We start from the raw sequence: 15,446 nt of genomic DNA, 5'->3' as shown, positions 1-15,446 counted from the left end.
ATGAGCCAGCCTAACCGTCAAACCTCCCGACGCTCCGCCGACGCCGGGAACCGAAGTGGGTCAGATCTTCTCGATCGGCGCGACCTTGATGAGGAGCTTCTTCTGTCCCGCCGAGTCGAAGCGCACGTGCGCGATGCGCTTCGCACCCTCGCCGGTCACCGCGTCCACTCGCCCCTCGCCGAAGTCGACGTGACGGATGCGGTCGCCGGCGGCGAGCTCGAGATCGCCGTTGTCGCGCATCTTGGCCGTGACCCGGTTGGGGAACTTGTCCATGGCCGTCGACAGCGGCTTCAAGGAGTCTCGCCCCGGCAAAGACTTCACCGCGAAGCGGTCCCCGGAGCCCGAGCTGCCGAAACCGCCCTGACGGCGCGAGTTCAGCGCACGCGACTGCATCCCGCCACGCGAATTGACATCGCCCGGGGACTGCCGCCAGTCGATCAGGTTGGCGGGGATCTCCTGCAGGAAGCGGCTGGGCATCGCGACCGTGACCTCACCGAACTGTGCGCGGGTCATCGCCAAGGACAGGTGCAGGCGCTTGCGGGCGCGGGTGATCCCCACGTAGAACAGTCGACGCTCCTCCTGCGGCCCACCCGGCTCTCCCGCCGAGATGCGGTGCGGGATGAGGTCTTCCTCCACGCCGGTGACGAACACCGCGTCGTACTCCAGGCCCTTGGCCGTGTGCATCGTCATGAGCGACACGGAACCGGATTCGTCGTCGAGATCGTCGGCGTCCGACACCAGCGCGACCTCGGTGAGGAAGTCGGTGATGGTGCCCTCAGGGTTGTTCCTGGCGAAGTCGCGCGTGACGGCGACGAATTCGTCGAGGTTCTCGACACGAGCCTCGTCCTGCGGGTCGCGGCTGGCTCGCAGCGCGTCGAGGTAACCGCTCTTCGACAGCAGCAGGCTCAGCCCGTCGGCCACCGAGGTGGGAGGCGGCACTTCGCCCGTCGCCGGCAGCATGATCGCCGTCGCCTCGGCGAGCACCGCGTCGAGCTGCGCGATCGCGGCCTGGATCTTCGGGCCGACCCCGAGCTGGCCCGGAAGCGACAGAGCGTCGCGGAACGAGATCCCGTGCTCTTCCGCGAAGCGCGCGATCGCCGTCTCCGTGACGTCGCCGATGCCGCGTCGAGGCTTGTTGAGGATGCGGCGGACGGCCATCTCATCGGCGGGGTTGGCGACAGCGACGAGATAGGCGAGCGCGTCCTTGATCTCGGCGCGCTCGTAGAACTTCGTGCCGCCCATGATCTTGTACGGCACAGCGGAGCGGATGAAGATCTCCTCCAGCGCGCGGGACTGCGAGTTCGTGCGATAGAAGACGGCCATCTCCGAGTACGGCATCCCCTTGCGGTGGAGCGCCTCGACCTCGTCGGCCACGAACTGCGCCTCGTCGTGTTGGGAGTACCCGGTGAAGCCGATGATGGCGTCGCCATCGCCCTTGTCGCTCCAGAGCTTCTTGTCCTTGCGGTCGAAGTTGTTGCCGATCACGGCGTTCGCGGCGGACAGGATGTTCTGGGTGGAGCGGTAGTTCTGCTCCAGCAGCACGACCTTCGCCCCGGGGAAGTCGCGCTCGAACTCGCTGATGTTGCGGATGTCGGCACCACGGAAGGCGTAGATCGACTGGTCCGAGTCACCGACGACCGTGAGCGACGCGCCGGCCTCGCCTGCCCCCGGCGCCGGCTCGGGGTCGGGCTCGAAGATCATCATGCCGTTCGAGGCATATGGCTCGGATGCCGCGCCCGCGCCCGACACCGGCCGCGTGAGCTCATGGATGAGCGCGTACTGGGCGTGGTTGGTGTCCTGGTACTCGTCGACCAGGATGTGCCGGAACCGACGGCGGTACGTGTCGGCCACCTGGGGGAAGGCACGGAACAGGTAGACGGTCTGGCCGATCAGATCATCGAAGTCGAAGGCGTTGGCCTTCTGCAGTTGCCGCTGATAGTCGGCGAACACCTCGACGAACACGCGCTCGGCGGGATCCGACATGTTGGCCTGACGCGCATAAGCCTCGGCATCGGACAACTCGTTCTTCAGCTTGGAGATGCGCCCCTGCACGGCGGCGGGGGTGAGACCGTACGCGTCAGCCTCGTGCTCTTTCACGAGTCGCTTGATGAGCGCGCGCGAGTCGCCGGAGTCGTAGATGGTGAAGTTCTTGGTGAACCCGAACTGCTGGGCCTCACGGCGCAGGATGCGCACGCACGCGGAGTGGAAGGTCGAGATCCACATGCCGCGCGCGGCGTCGCCGATGAGTCCCTCGACGCGCTCGCGCATCTCACCGGCGGCCTTGTTCGTGAAGGTGATGGCGAGGATCTGGCTCGGCCACGCCTCGCGACTGCGCAGCAGCGAGGCGATGCGCCGGGTGAGCACGCTGGTCTTGCCCGATCCGGCGCCCGCGACGATGAGCAGCGCCGGGCCGCGATAGGTGACGGCCTCGAGCTGCTGCGGGTTGAGGCCGGCGAGGAGTTCGTCCTGCCCCGGGGCTCCCGACGAGCGAGGACCGGCGGTGGAGGGGACGATGAGAGGAGCTTCGGTCATGGCCCTTCGAGTCTAGGCGTCGGCACCGACACCGCGGCACGGGATAGCGGCGCCCCGGAGGCGTACCGCGGCTGGGCGCCGGGTGACGCTACCGGCTCTCCATTGCAAGGCGTCCAGCCAGGAGCACGTAGGTCGCGGCGAAGGAGCGGCGCAGCCAGGTCACGACCCTCGGACGACCCAGCACCTGAGTGCGCATGGTGGCGGCGAAGATGCCGTAGATCGCGAAGACGACGAAGGTCAGGACCATGAACACGAGGCTGAGTCCTGCCATCTGCCACGCGGCGTCCGGCGCCTGCGACGGCACGAACTGCGGGAGGAACGCGAAGAAGAAGATCGTGAGCTTGGGGTTCAGCACGTTGATGAGCACCGCCGTGCCGATCACGCGCCACGACGACCGCGGGGCAGGGTCCTCATCCGCCTGGATCAGCGACTTGTCCCGCAGGGTCTGCCACGCGAGGAACAGCAGGTACGCGATGCCGACCCACTTGATCGTCTCGAATGCCACGGCGGAGGCGTTCAGGATCGCGGCCAAACCCGTGATCGCCGCGATCATGTGGGGGATGACGCCGAGCGTGCAGCCGAATGCGGCGATGATGCCGGCTCTGCGCCCACGCGAGATGCCCTCGGCGATGGAGTAGACGGCGCCGGTACCCGGTGTGGCGACGATCACCAGCGTGGTCAGCAGGAATGCAATGCTCATCGACGTCCTCTCCTGCGGTTCCCCGCGCTCACACCCTGTCTAGTCGGTCGGGCGTCGTGCGCGCACCCCCTGGAGGAAGATGAGGCGGGTGCGCGGGGGCACGAGCAGTTCGCACCCCCGCTCACAACTCAGGCCCCGCGCCGTCGGCGCCGCACCGTCGCCGCGCCGGCGGCGAGCAGCAGCAGCGCCAGGACTGCAGCCGCGAGGGGAAGCTCGGAGCCGGTGGCCGCGAGCCCACCTGCGCCGGCTCCTGCACCGGCCTCTGCTCCCGCTTCCGCAGAGATCCGGATGTCGGCCCAGCCGAGGAGAGCGCCGCTCGCATCGAACACCGCGATCCGATGTGCGCCGAGCGGCGCATCCGTGGGGATCCTCGCCGCGATGGTGCCGCCCTCCGTGAGCGCGCCCGTCGCGATGCGGATCGGGTCGGAGTACATCCACACCGCGACGTCCGTGCCCGCGGCCTTCGCATCGACGGTGATCGTGACCGTCTGCCCTCGCGTCGCGACCGCGGGATCCACGGTGAGACCGCCGCGGTTGCCGTCGACGAGCTCTGTACCGGGAAGGGGCGGGCTCTCGCCTCCGGGGGTGCCGCCGCCGCTGGGGAGGGTCCCGGTGCGCAGCGCCTCCGAGGCGAAACCGTCGGCGAACCACCAGACCGGGCGCTGCCCGTCGATCGACAGCGAGGCCGGCGCCGTGGCGAAGCCCTCGTTGTTGATGTCCGGCATACCCGCCGGGCGGGCGTAGTGCGCGATGCCCGGCTGCGCGGTTCCGTTCAGCGTGATCTCGGCCGAGCGCCCCTGACACCCGTCGTCGCACACCGCCCAGAGACTGTTGCGCACGCTGTCGTAGTCGAGCGCCATCACACCGGCCAGGCCGGGAGCGATCTCCGAGACCAGCGTCGCCGAGCCGTCGGAGCCGAGGGCGAAGGCGTACACATGACCGTTGTCCTCGACCGCGACGAGGAACAGCCCGCCCCCGTGTCCCGCATAGTCCTTCGGGTCGTACGCTGCGCCCTTCCGGTCGTCGAAGAGCTTTCCGTCGAGCGCGGAGTCCGGAACCCACTGCACGGCCTCCATGCCGAGGTTCGCTCCCACCGCGGGCAGCAGCGAGGTCAGGTCCCACTCCTGTTGAGCGACGAGGTCGCCGGCCGAGGCGTCGGGATCGACCTTCAGCACCATGTTCTGGTTCACACCCTTGGCGCTGTTGTCGCGCTCGGATGCGACGTAGACGAAGCCGTCGCCGTCGACCGTGATGCCCTCGGTGTCCGGACCTGCGGCTCCCGGGTTCGCTGCATCCTTCTGGAAGCGCACCCGCTTGCCCGCATCCCAGCCGTCGACCTTCGTGATCGAGCCGTCGGCGTGCGCTTCGAGCTTCCAGATGCGCCCCTCGCCGTTGTCGACCGCCCAGAGGAACGCCCCGTCGGCGGTCTCCTGCACGTCGAGTCCCGAACTGTCTTCGAGGAACGTCGGGATGCTGTCCACCACGCGCACCTCGGGCGAGCCGGGCCACGTCCCCACGGCGACCTCGCCGGCACAGACGTTCGCGACGCCCTTCGTGGAAGCAGCGGTGACGGCGAAGGAGCCGGTCATGTCGGGGCAACGGCCCCAGGTCGTCGCGGCGTGGCCATCGCCCCACGAGGTCGAATCCACGAGCAGATCTCCGTCGAACACCCGCACTGCATCGCCCGCGCCGAGTCCGAAGCCGAGCTGAGCCCGCTCGATCACGAGGTACTCGCCCGCCCCGATGATGGTGCCGTCCGGAATCGCGTAGGCGTGCGCGTCATCGTCATCCTTCACCACGAGGCCCGACACATCGAGTGCGGCGTCCGTCGGGTTCACGAGCTCCACCCAATCGTCGGGTGAGCCGCCGTCGGACTCGACCTCGTTGATCCGCACCGGGTTGCCGCAGGCGTTGCGCAGCCCCTTGGTCGAGACCGCGATGTCGACGAAGTCCCCGACGCCGTCGGCACAGCGGGCGAGGACGCCGGCCGCGTGCGCGGTGTAGACGTGCTCATCGACCGTGTTGCCGTTCGCGTCGCGGATCGTCACGGTGTCGCCGTTGCCGAGACCGAAGACGAAGTTCGCCGGCTGGTCGAAGACGAAGTAGCCGCCCGGCTGCAGGATCGTCCCGGACGGGAGCGGCGTGGTCTCGGCGGCGTGCCCCGTCGGGTCGCTGTCCATCACGGTCCAGCCGGAGAGGTCGACCGCCGCGCCGCCGGTGTTGACGATCTCGACCCAGTCGGTGGTGTCGCCGTTCGACTCGATCTCGTTGATCACGACGTCAGGCATGACGCACGAGTTCGTCGCGCCGGGAGTCGGGTGGGCGAGGACGAACGCCCCGATGCCGTCGGGGCAGCGGGCCAGCGTGGCTGCGGCGAAGTCGCCGTCGATCGCCGCGTGGCCCTGCCAGGGCAGGGTGTCGTCGATCATCGTCCCCGCGACGTCGAAGAGCCGGATGCGGTCGGCGCTGCCGATGCCGATCGGCTCGCGGAACGCGGCCTCGACGCCGCCGGAAAGTCCGATGGTCCCCTCCTCGACGACGAGGAATCCGCCGGCGGAGATCGACGTGCCTGGACGGAACTGCCAGCGGTGGTCGTCGGAGTTGTCGCGGATCTCGTAGCCCGAGATGTCGAGCGCCTCGGTGCCGGGGTTGTAGAACTCCACCCAGTCGGCGGGCTGCGAGTCCACCTCGTTGATGACGATGGAGCCGTCGACGGGCGCGACCGCGCAGTCGTTCGCGGCTCCGGGCGTCGCCTTCGTCGCAGGAGCCCAGGCCCCGGTGCCATCAGGGCACCGTGCCCACACCGACAGCGGAGCGGTCTTCGCATATGCGTAGGAGTCCGCTTCGGCGCCGCTCGGATCGAACAGGACGACCTCATCGCCCTTGCCGAGTCCGAAGGCGAAGTCGACATCCTTCACGAGCACCAGGAACTCCCCCGGTGCGAGCGACGTGCCATCCGGCGCTGTGCCGAAGCTGTCGCGCTTCTCGTCGGCGATCGTCCAGCCGGTGAGGTCGATCGTCTCGGTACCGACGTTGTAGATCTCGACCTGATCGGCGAGGCCGGTCGCCGCGTCGTCGTAGACGATCTCGTTCAGCACGAGGCTCGGAGCTGCGGAGATCGCTTCGGTGGGGCGGATGCCGGGATCGGCGCCGATCGCGACGGCGGGAGCGGCGAGCAGGGCGGCAGCGCTCAATGCGCACACCGCCGTGACCGCCGCAGCACGATGCATGCGGGGCATGGAGGACTCCTGGGTGGCTGGGCGGGCAGCTCCGCGAGACACGGGGCCGGTCCGGACGGGACTCAGTCGGGTACCAGCCCAGACCACCGACTCCGGATGGCCGCCGAGGATCCCTCGGATGCACACCAGGTGAACAGGAGGTGGCGATTCCCGTCAGGCGATACGCGTGCCGGGAGGCAGGCGTCGGGCCGGAGTGCGGGTGCGCACCCATGCCCCCGCGAACAGCGATCCGGCGATGACAACCTGCACCCCGAGGCCGACGAACCAGCTCGGCACCGTGGAATCGATGACATCGCGCGGTGTGGGGTATCCGCCATCGGTATCGCATGCGTCCCAGCGCTGTTCGAGCGGCGACTGCTGGGCGCTGCGCACGCCGTACTTGATCTGACCGAACAGGTCGACGGGGTAGCCGCCTGTCGCGTACTCGGTCGGAGTGGCATCCGCGAGCACCACGAAGGGGTTCGCCGCCAGGGTCCACCAGACCAGATCGAACCGCGGCACCTCCTGCGTGCTGTTGACGTCCCAGCGGTCGCAGTCGGGGACGCCGTTCGAATCGTAGGGGCGCGAGTAGACGGTGGCCTCGCCGCGCACCGCCATGCCGCCCAGGCCGAAAGTGATCAGCGTGCCGAACACGAGAGCGGCGACCACGAGGTACGTCGTCGCCACGGAGAACAGCGGGCGGGCGATGAGGCCGCTCAGACCCACGCCGATCGCCGCGACGATCACGATCTCGGCGGCGAGCACGAGCAGAGAGACGAGCAGCACGACGGGATTCGTGCCTCCGCCGAGCAGGGAGAGACCGAGGAACGGAAGCGCCACGGCCAGGAAGGCACCGCCGGTGGCGACCGCTGCGACGAGCTTGCCCAGCATGATGTCGCCGGTCGACGCGGCAGTCACCTGCACCGCGGCGAGGGTCGCAGCATCCCGGTCGCCGTTGATCGCGTTGCCGCTGAGCGTCGGCGAGACCAGCACCACCAGCAGCAGGACGATGTTGACGACGATCGAGTAGACGCCGGCGCCGATCGCGTCACCCCAGGAGTACACCGCGAAAGACAGGGCAGTGACGCCGAGCAGCACCAGGGCGAAGATGCCGAGCATCACGTACCACCCCACGCTGCGCAGCCGTTGGGTCAGCTCGAGCCGGGCGATGATGCCGATGTTCGCGAGGCTCATGCGCCCGCCTCCGTTCCGGTGGGTGCTGGGGTCGGTGACGCCTGTCGCAGGTGGAGGAAGGTGTGCTCGAGCTGACTCTGCGCTGGAGCGAACTCCACGACCGGGAGCCCGGCCTCGACGAGGTGCCGCAGTGCCTGCGCTGCGGCCTCCTCCCCTTCCAGGCCGACGAGCACGGCACCCCGATCCTGTCCGAGCGACTCGGGAGCGATGCCGAGGGTCGATGCCACCTGCCACGCGTCGGCCTTCGTCCGCTCCTCCGTGGCTCCGGCCAGACGCACCCGCCAGGCTCGCATCACGCGCTGCGCCGGGGCGGCATCGACGACGGAACCTGCGACGAGGAACACCGCGTCGTCGACGACCTCGTCGAGCTCGGACAGGATGTGGCTGGAGATCAGCACCGTGCGGCCCTCGGCGGCGAGGCCGCGCAACAGCACGCGCAGCTGCACCCGCGCCTCGGGATCGAGACCGGAGGCGGGCTCATCGAGGAGAAGGATCTGCGGGTCGTGCACGAGGGCCCGCGCGAGTCCGAGCTTCTGCTTCTGCCCGCGGGAGAGCACCTTGGCCGGGGAGTCCGCGAGGTCGGCGAGACCGACGAGGGCGAGCAGCTGCTGGGCGCGGACGTCCGCCGCGGGCTTCTCGATCCCGTACAGGCGGGAGGTCGTGACGATGGTCTCCCGAGCCGTGAGCGACGGCCAGGCACCGAGCGTGTCCGGCATCCAGCCGAGCAGACGGCGCGCGGCGAGCGGATCGACCGACGGATCGACTCCCCCGATGCTGATCGTCCCCGAGTCGGGAGCGAGCAGGGAGGCGAGCATCAGGAGCAGCGTCGTCTTGCCCGCACCGTTCGGCCCCACGAGGCCGGTCACGCGCCCCGGCTGCGCACGGAGCGTGGCACCCCTCACCGCCTGCACCGCCCCGAACGCTCTGCTGACGTCTTGCACAACGATTCCGGTCATGCGGTCAGTCTGGCATCCGGACACCGTCCCATCCGGGACCTCCGGGCGGATGCTCAGTCCCGGCGACGGTGGTGACACAATCGGCTCATGCGCACGATCCTCAACATCATCTGGGTCATCCTGGCCGGCTGGGCCCTGTTCCTCGGGTACGTCCTGGCCGGAATCCTGCTGTGCATCCCGATCGTGACGATCCCCTGGGCGATCGCCTCGTTCCGCATCGCCGCCTATGCGATCTGGCCCTTCGGACGAGAGGTCATCAGCAAGCCGACCGCCGGAGTCGGCTCGTTCCTCGGCAACGTGCTCTGGGTGATCCTCGCCGGCTGGTGGCTCGCGATCGGCCACATCGTCTCGGGCATCCTGCTGTGCATCACGATCATCGGCATCCCGATGGGCATCGCGGACTTCAAGATGGTCCCCGTCTCCCTCATGCCATTGGGCAAGGAGATCGTCTCCACACGCCGCGGCGCCTTCGACCGCACCCTCTGAGCGAGACGCTGCCGACACTGCGCCGATCTCCACTGCGCGGATCTACACTGCGCCGATCTACACTGGCCCGATGGATTCCGCCCGTCTGATCGCGTGGGATCAGGAGCTGCGCTCGGCGCATTCCCGCCTGCGTGCCGCCCTCGCCGCGACCCGCGAGGCTCTCGATCAGGGGCAGGAAGTCCCGGACGCCACGTCGGAGCTCGTGCTCTACTGCATCGGCTTCTGCGCCGCTCTCGACGGTCACCACGGTGCAGAAGACCGACAGCTCTTCCCCTCCCTCCGCGCCGAACATCCCGAGCTCGGCGGAGTCATCGACAAGCTCATGCAGGATCACTCGATGCTCGCCCACCTGCTCGCCTCGCTGCGCAGTGCGGCGGAGCGAGGGGATGACTCGGCGACGATCGGCGGACATCTCGACGGGATCGCGGCGATCATGGAGTCGCACTTCCGATTCGAGGAACGGGAGATCCTCGGACCTTTGCGCACGCTGACGCTCGACCGCGACGTGAAGAGCGTGCTCGGCCCGCTCTGACCGGGTCGGGGAATGCCTCAGCCGCGGAAGAAGGCGACGCCCAGATCCGGGTGATCCACGAACACCCCATCGATGCCCTGGCGTGCGATGACGCTCCACTCCGCCTCGTAGTCGCCGAACTCTCCGCGACCGCCCGCCCCGCGGAACTCGGCGGCGAGGAAGGCGTTCTCCGGTCGACACGTCCACGTGAAGACCTGCAGACCTCGCGCATGGGCATCCGCGACGATCGTGTTGCCGCGATCGAGCAGCATCTTCTTGCTCACGCTGATGCCGTCGAACCGGCCGACGAGAGCATCGAGCCCCTTCGGCGCGACCGTCTCCTTGTACGTGAGAGCCCGCTTGCCCTCGGCCACCAGGAGGTCGTAGGGACGCCCCGAGGCTTCGATCAGGTAGATGTACGAGGCCGAGATGCCGCGCTCGCGCAGCTGTCCGAGCACCGTCGACTCGAAGCTCTCGATGACCAGTGGCAGCTCGCCCGCGGCCCATCCCGCCTCACGCAGCTCCTGGTCGATGAGCGGGGCCAGGTCCAGGCCGAGACTCGCGAAGTAGGTGGCGTGCTTGACCTCGAGCACCACGCCGATCTCACGCCCGTGCTCGGTCGACCCCTCACGCACGATGTCGAGCACGTCGCGCAGGCGCAGGATCTGCTGAGCGCCGTCGAAACTCGCACTCGAGGCCCGCACCTCCGGCAGACGCTCCCTGATACGCAGGGTGGACAGCTCCGCCCAGGTGAAGTCCTCGGTGAACCAGCCGGTCAGCGCGTCTCCGTCGACGCGCTTGGTCGTCTTGCGGTCGGCGAACTCGGGATGGTCCGCCACATCGGTCGTGCCCGAGATCTCGTTCTCGTGACGCACGATGAGCACGCCGTCCTTGGTCGCCACCACGTCGGGCTCGACCGCATCCACCCCCATGGCGAGGGCGAGTTCGTAGGAGGAGCGGCTGTGCTCCGGACGGTAGCCGGGCGCACCGCGGTGCCCGATGACGAGGGGGGAATTCCTGGGCACGCTCTCAGCGTAGAACACCCCGGCGGCGCCCCCTGCCGAGTATCGTGGAGGGGAGAGACCTACTACCCCCCTTTGGAGTGAGGCCCACCAATGAGCAACTTCGCTTTCAACAACCCTGCTTTCCAGCAGCAGGACCCGCGCAACGTCGCGACGTACCCGGGCGGACCTCAGGCTGCCCAGGGCGCGCAGAGTGCCTCGCTCCAGCACGGGGCGATGGACGCTGCCGCCAACGCGCAGCTCGAGGGCATGTACGCGGCGCCGCCCGCCGGTGCCATCGAGACCGACCGCATGTCGGTCGAGGACACCGTCTGGAAGACCGCCGGCCTGTTCGGCATCCTCCTCGTCACCGCCGCCATCGGCTGGGTGCTGACGCTCGGTGGACTCGACGTGCCCCGCTACGACCCGTACAACCCCGCCGCCGTCAGCGTGCTGCCGTGGGCGCTCGGGGCGCTCGGCGGTTTCGTGCTCGCCATGGTCATCACCTTCACCTCGCGCAAGAAGGTGCGCCCCGCACTGATCTTCGCCTACGCGGCGTTCGAGGGTCTGTTCATCGGTGGCATCTCGGCGTTCTTCGAGGTGCGCTGGCCCGGCATCGTCTTCCAGGCGACGCTCGCGACCGTCTCGGTCGTCGGCGTCACTCTCGCTCTCTTCGCGAGCGGCAAGATCCGCGCGTCGAAGAAGGCGACCAAGATCTTCATGATCGCGATGATCGGCTACCTGGTCTTCTCCCTGCTGAACCTCGTCCTCATGTGGACCGGCATCAACGACAACGCGTTCGGCCTGTTTAGCACCAAGATCTTCGGCATCCCGCTCGGACTCATCATCGGCGTCCTCGTCGTGATCATGGCCGCGTACTCGCTGGTGCTCGACTTCGACCAGATCCAGCAGGGCGTCCGCAACGGCGCTCCTCGCAAGTACGGCTGGCTCGGCGCCTTCGGCATCATGGTCACGGTCGTCTGGCTCTACGTCGAGATCCTGCGGATCATCGCGATCGCCCGCGGCAACAACTGACGCGACCCGTGTCGCCGAGAGGCCCGTCTCCTGCAAGGGAGGCGGGCCTCTTGCCATATCCGGGAGGCCGCGCGCAAGGGGTTGGCACATGATTCCGGGGCCGGGCACAGTAGACGTCACGAGGCCCCGGCACCCCGGGGCTCCTGACCCAAGGAGCTGACCATGAGTTTTCTCGGCTTTCTTCTTCTCGGCCTCATCGCCGGAGCCATCGCGAAGCTGATCCTGCCCGGCAAGCAGGGCGGCGGATGGTTCATCACGCTGCTTCTCGGCGTCGTCGGTGCACTGCTCGGCGGCTGGCTCGGCAGCTTGATCCTGAACCGTCCGCTGACGGAGTTCTGGGACCTCGGCACCTGGCTCCTCGCCATCGGCGGTTCGATCATCGTGCTGCTGATCTACGGCCTGATCGCCGGCCGTGGCCAGAAGGTCAACGACTGACGATCCTCCGGATCCAGACGCCCGCCCTCTTCGGCAGCTTCGCGCTACCGAAGGGGGCGGGTCATTTCTGTGCGCCCTGCGCCTTGCGCTCCAGCAGCGTGCGCTCGCGATCATTGCCGGCGAGCATGGCCGCAGTCGCGAATTCGCTGCGGGCCTCTTCCTCACGACCGAGTCGACGCAGCAGCTCCCCTCGCGTGGCCGGCAGCAGATGGTAGCCCCGCAGCACCCCGGAGTCCGACAGCTCGTCGATGATGCGCAGCGCCGAGGCGGGGCCTGTGGCCATCGCGACAGCCGCCGCTCGATTGAGTTCCACCACCGGCGACGGGGAGATGCGCCCCAGCGCCTCGTACAGCAGGACGATCCGATCCCAGTCCGTCTCATCGACCGACGCGGCCACGGCATGGGACTCCGCGATCGCCGCCTGCAGACAATACGTCCCCCGGCCGCGGCCGAGCGCGTCGGCGCTGGCGAGAGAGGCCCGTCCCCGCGCGATACGACTCCGATCCCAGCGTCTGCGGTCCTGATCGGCCAGCAGCACGGGGTCCCCGTTTCCGTCCACCCGGGCGGCGAACCGCGCCGCCGTGAGCTCCATGAGCGCCAGCAGACCGTGCACCTCGGGTTCCTGGGGCATGAGCGTGGCGAGCACCCGAGTGAGGCGGATGGCCTCGTCGCTCAGCTCAGGGCGCATCCATTCGGGTCCGCTGCTCGCGGCGTGCGCCTCGTTGAAGATCAGATACAGCACCCCGAGGATCGCACCGATGCGCTGAGTGCGCTCGTCTCGGGGCGGAACCTCGAACGGAGCGTTCGCGGCGGCGAGCGTCTTCTTCGCGCGGACGATGCGCTGCTGCACGGTCGCGGTCGGCACCAGGAACGCGCGGGCGATCTCCTCACTCGACAGCCCACCGACGACACGCAGCGTCAGAGCGACCTGAGCCTCCTTGGCGAGAACCGGATGGCAGGAGATGAAGATCAGGCGCAGCACGTCGTCATCCACGGCGTCCGGATCCCACAGCAGGTCACCGCCCTCCGCCTGTTCCCGCTCGAGGTCATGCGCGAGCAGGGCCACCCTGTCGTCGAGCCGTTCCTGGCGACGCCAACGGTCGATGGCCTTGCGCTTCGCGACCGCCGTGAGCCAGGCCCCGGCGTTGCGGGGAACGCCCTCGACCGGCCACTGCTGCAACGCATCGACCAGTGCTTCCTGGGCCAGGTCTTCGGCGAGCCCGAAGTCACCCACCATCCGGGTGAGCGAGCCGACGATGCGCGCCGACTCGATGCGCCACACAGCCGTGACGGCGCGCTCAGCAGATCCGGGATCGGGTGCCGAGCGCGCCGTCTGGCCGTGCACAGGAGGAGTCATCGCTGCTCGTCCGTCACTGCTGCGCGCGCTGTTCCGCTTCCTCGCGCCAGCCCGCTTCCTTCTGGATCCACTCGTTGTCGGCAGGGAAGTCCTCGACACCGGTCACACGACGCACCTCGAGGTACGAACCACGTCCGAGAGGAGCACGGCTCGCCCACTCCGCCGCCTCTTCGCGCGTGGGGACCTCGATGATCCAGAAGCCGTTGAAGAGCTCCTTGGTCTCGCCGTAGGGGCCGTCCGTGATGAGCGGCTTCTCGGTGCTGAAGTCGACGACGAAGCCCTCGGCCGCGTCGGTCAGACCCTCACCGGCCACGAGCACGCCCGCCTTGATCATGGATTCGTTGTACTTGCCCATGGCCTCGATGACCTGGTCGAAGGGCATCTCCTTGTACGCCTCCACTGCCTCGTCGGTCGCGCGCATGATGAGCATGAACTTCATGATGTTCTCCTTGTTCAAGGGGCCGTCTCTCGACCCTCTCATCTAAGACGTCGAACGGGAACGCCGCAGATCGACATCATCCCTGAGATTCTTCGGAGAAGTTCTGAACACCGGGGTCCGGTCGCGTTTTCCGTCGCTCCGGAGGCGCACAAGCGACAGGAACTGCGACCGGAAGGTGGTGGCGCGGTCAGGCGCGACGAGACGGGCGCGCGGCAGCCTCGGCGATCACAGCGGTGAGGGCGTCGAGCGAGCGTTGCGGGCTCCATGCGGCCGCGACCGACGGGGCTTCGGCGCTCAGCGACGCGAGACGATCGGGGTCTGTCAGCAGTGCGCGGATCGCCTCTCCCAGCGCCTCGACATCGCCGCTCGGCACCAGGACACCTCCGCCCTGTTCCAGGACGTCGCGGATGCCGTATCGGGCGTCGTACGACACGACAGGGGCGCTGTGCAGAAGAGCCTCGACGATGGACAGCGGCTGACCCTCGAAAGCGGTCGCTGTGACGATCATGGACGCCCGATCGAGCACGGTACCCGGTGAATCGGTGTAACCGGCGAGGAGCACGCGCTCCCCCGCATCGAGCTCTGCGATCAGGGCGCGCAGCCGCTCCTCCTCCGGGCCGCCACCCCAGATCTCCATGCGGGCGCCAGGCACGTCGGCCGCGAGGAACGCGCGGATGGCCTGATCGACGCGCTTTCCGGGTGCGAGGCGCCCCAGCACCACGACCAGGCCGTCTTCGCGCAGGTCGTCGCGGCGGTCGACCGGAGCGATGGGGTTCGGCACCAGCACGTGCGAAGCCGATGCGCCGAAGCGGGAGACGACGTCATCGCGCTGCGTGGCGGTCGGCCAGATCACGGCGTCGAAGCGGTCGGCGAGGCGGAACCAGCGCGTCCAGAGCGTGTTCATCGGGGCATCAGGCGTGTACGGCGCCTCCACGTGCATGGTGTGGATCGTGTGCAGGATGCGCACACGCGGGTCCGACCAGTCCGCGATGAGCTCGCCGAGCTGCCTGGACTCGCAGATCACGATGATCCGACGGTCGCCGAACGCCGCCGTCACGTGGTCGAGCCAGGCGCGGTAGAGGCCACGGAAGCCGTGCAGCGCCCCCGTCACCCGACCCGCGGCGTCGTAGACGAGCACCGGCTCCTCGCTCAGATGCCAGTCCGGATTGCCCGGGATCACCGGCAGCGCCGCGAACGGTCGCCCCTCGGCATCCGCGAGCACCCGGTACTCCACATCGGGATCGGCGCTCACCGCGGGGTCGGCGGCGGCACGCAGCCAGTCGGCCGCTCCCCCGCCCTCTGCTGCGGCCTCGTCGAACAGGTTCCGCATCCGCGAGGAGTCGACGAGCGCACCCTGTTCCGCGAACGTCCGTCGGTGCGCGGCATGGTCGGCCGTGGTTCCTGGATCGAACGTGAGCAGCTGCGGGCCTGACCCATCGGCCACCCCGGCGCTCGCCAGCTGGCGGGCACGGGCGAGCGTCGCGATCGTGTACCCGCCGTCCATGCCGGGGATGAGCCGGCTGGACAGCACCAGGTACTCGGCGTCGGGAAGTGCCGGCGCCGCGTCGGGGAGCATCGTGCT

At 68.7% G+C, this 15,446-nt stretch carries 13 protein-coding genes; 4 read left to right on the top strand and 9 right to left on the bottom strand.

Features of this window, described 5'->3' with window-relative positions:
- Nucleotides 1-60 precede the first annotated feature (60 nt).
- From RN51_RS09315 to RN51_RS09295, 5 genes are all read right to left on the bottom strand, one after another.
- Complete coding sequence (locus RN51_RS09315; RefSeq protein WP_045263767.1) at nucleotides 61-2,532, bottom strand: ATP-dependent helicase; 2,472 nt, start codon at nucleotides 2,530-2,532, stop codon at nucleotides 61-63.
- A gap of 88 nt (nucleotides 2,533-2,620) precedes the next feature.
- Nucleotides 2,621-3,232, bottom strand: a complete 612-nt coding sequence (locus RN51_RS09310; RefSeq protein ID WP_045263766.1) for a LysE family translocator — start codon at nucleotides 3,230-3,232, stop codon at nucleotides 2,621-2,623.
- A 128-nt stretch (nucleotides 3,233-3,360) separates the two neighbouring features.
- Entirely contained in the window at nucleotides 3,361-6,471 is a 3,111-nt protein-coding gene (locus tag RN51_RS09305) for a lamin tail domain-containing protein (protein WP_045263765.1), read from the bottom strand.
- Nucleotides 6,472-6,624: 153 nt separating this feature from the next.
- Nucleotides 6,625-7,644: an ABC transporter permease gene (locus tag RN51_RS09300; RefSeq protein ID WP_045263764.1), complete on the bottom strand. Its 1,020-nt coding sequence runs from the start codon at nucleotides 7,642-7,644 to the stop codon at nucleotides 6,625-6,627.
- Nucleotides 7,641-8,600, bottom strand: a complete 960-nt coding sequence (locus RN51_RS09295) for an ABC transporter ATP-binding protein (RefSeq protein ID WP_045263763.1) — start codon at nucleotides 8,598-8,600, stop codon at nucleotides 7,641-7,643. Before RN51_RS09295 ends, RN51_RS09300 begins: the two co-directional genes overlap by 4 nt.
- An 87-nt stretch (nucleotides 8,601-8,687) precedes the next feature.
- Between RN51_RS09295 and RN51_RS09290 the strand changes: the two genes are divergently transcribed.
- Both RN51_RS09290 and RN51_RS09285 read left to right on the top strand, forming a co-directional pair.
- A complete protein-coding gene (locus RN51_RS09290; RefSeq protein WP_045263762.1) occupies nucleotides 8,688-9,086 on the top strand; it encodes a YccF domain-containing protein in 399 nt (132 codons plus the stop codon).
- A 70-nt stretch (nucleotides 9,087-9,156) separates the two neighbouring features.
- The gene (locus tag RN51_RS09285; protein WP_045263761.1) at nucleotides 9,157-9,618 is read left to right on the top strand and encodes a hemerythrin domain-containing protein; all 462 of its coding nucleotides are present in this window, start codon (nucleotides 9,157-9,159) and stop codon (nucleotides 9,616-9,618) included.
- A 17-nt stretch (nucleotides 9,619-9,635) separates the two neighbouring features.
- Here RN51_RS09285 and RN51_RS09280 read toward each other — a convergent pair whose 3' ends face one another.
- On the bottom strand, nucleotides 9,636-10,622 hold the full coding sequence (locus RN51_RS09280) for a glycerophosphodiester phosphodiesterase family protein (protein ID WP_045263811.1): 987 nt from the start codon (nucleotides 10,620-10,622) through the stop codon (nucleotides 9,636-9,638).
- Between the two features lie 90 nt (nucleotides 10,623-10,712).
- Between RN51_RS09280 and RN51_RS09275 the strand changes: the two genes are divergently transcribed.
- Both RN51_RS09275 and RN51_RS09270 read left to right on the top strand, forming a co-directional pair.
- Nucleotides 10,713-11,633 (top strand): Bax inhibitor-1/YccA family membrane protein, encoded by a 921-nt coding sequence (locus RN51_RS09275; protein WP_045263760.1) that lies wholly within the window; start codon nucleotides 10,713-10,715, stop codon nucleotides 11,631-11,633.
- Nucleotides 11,634-11,795: 162 nt separating this feature from the next.
- Entirely contained in the window at nucleotides 11,796-12,068 is a 273-nt protein-coding gene (locus RN51_RS09270) for a GlsB/YeaQ/YmgE family stress response membrane protein (protein ID WP_045263759.1), read from the top strand.
- 61 nt (nucleotides 12,069-12,129) lie between these two features.
- On the opposite strand, the gene RN51_RS09265 is transcribed toward RN51_RS09270, so the two are convergent.
- From RN51_RS09265 to RN51_RS09255, 3 genes are all read right to left on the bottom strand, one after another.
- On the bottom strand, nucleotides 12,130-13,425 hold the full coding sequence (locus tag RN51_RS09265) for an RNA polymerase sigma factor (RefSeq protein ID WP_045263758.1): 1,296 nt from the start codon (nucleotides 13,423-13,425) through the stop codon (nucleotides 12,130-12,132).
- Nucleotides 13,426-13,438: 13 nt separating this feature from the next.
- A complete protein-coding gene (locus tag RN51_RS09260) occupies nucleotides 13,439-13,864 on the bottom strand; it encodes a YciI family protein (protein ID WP_045263810.1) in 426 nt (141 codons plus the stop codon).
- 187 nt (nucleotides 13,865-14,051) lie between these two features.
- Entirely contained in the window at nucleotides 14,052-15,440 is a 1,389-nt protein-coding gene (locus RN51_RS09255; protein ID WP_045263757.1) for a glycosyltransferase, read from the bottom strand.
- Nucleotides 15,441-15,446 lie beyond the last annotated feature (6 nt).

The sequence above is a fragment of the Microbacterium oxydans genome (assembly GCF_000956405.1).
In the GTDB taxonomy this organism is placed as follows: domain Bacteria; phylum Actinomycetota; class Actinomycetes; order Actinomycetales; family Microbacteriaceae; genus Microbacterium; species Microbacterium oxydans_C.
Note: the sequence above shows the minus strand (reverse complement) of the source record. Positions and strands in the feature narration are given on the sequence as shown.

What these genes read in the sequence shown, in the direction of transcription:
- RN51_RS09315 (WP_045263767.1), bottom strand. Translation starts at nt 2,532, where the DNA reads ATGACCGAAGCTCCTCTCATCGTCCCCTCCACCGCCGGTCCTCGCTCG.
- RN51_RS09310 (WP_045263766.1), bottom strand. Translation starts at nt 3,232, where the DNA reads ATGAGCATTGCATTCCTGCTGACCACGCTGGTGATCGTCGCCACACCG.
- RN51_RS09305 (WP_045263765.1), bottom strand. Translation starts at nt 6,471, where the DNA reads ATGCCCCGCATGCATCGTGCTGCGGCGGTCACGGCGGTGTGCGCATTG.
- RN51_RS09300 (WP_045263764.1), bottom strand. Translation starts at nt 7,644, where the DNA reads ATGAGCCTCGCGAACATCGGCATCATCGCCCGGCTCGAGCTGACCCAA.
- RN51_RS09295 (WP_045263763.1), bottom strand. Translation starts at nt 8,600, where the DNA reads ATGACCGGAATCGTTGTGCAAGACGTCAGCAGAGCGTTCGGGGCGGTG.
- RN51_RS09290 (WP_045263762.1), top strand. Translation starts at nt 8,688, where the DNA reads ATGCGCACGATCCTCAACATCATCTGGGTCATCCTGGCCGGCTGGGCC.
- RN51_RS09285 (WP_045263761.1), top strand. Translation starts at nt 9,157, where the DNA reads ATGGATTCCGCCCGTCTGATCGCGTGGGATCAGGAGCTGCGCTCGGCG.
- RN51_RS09275 (WP_045263760.1), top strand. Translation starts at nt 10,713, where the DNA reads ATGAGCAACTTCGCTTTCAACAACCCTGCTTTCCAGCAGCAGGACCCG.
- RN51_RS09270 (WP_045263759.1), top strand. Translation starts at nt 11,796, where the DNA reads ATGAGTTTTCTCGGCTTTCTTCTTCTCGGCCTCATCGCCGGAGCCATC.
- RN51_RS09265 (WP_045263758.1), bottom strand. Translation starts at nt 13,425, where the DNA reads ATGACTCCTCCTGTGCACGGCCAGACGGCGCGCTCGGCACCCGATCCC.
- RN51_RS09260 (WP_045263810.1), bottom strand. Translation starts at nt 13,864, where the DNA reads ATGAAGTTCATGCTCATCATGCGCGCGACCGACGAGGCAGTGGAGGCG.
- RN51_RS09255 (WP_045263757.1), bottom strand. Translation starts at nt 15,440, where the DNA reads ATGCTCCCCGACGCGGCGCCGGCACTTCCCGACGCCGAGTACCTGGTG.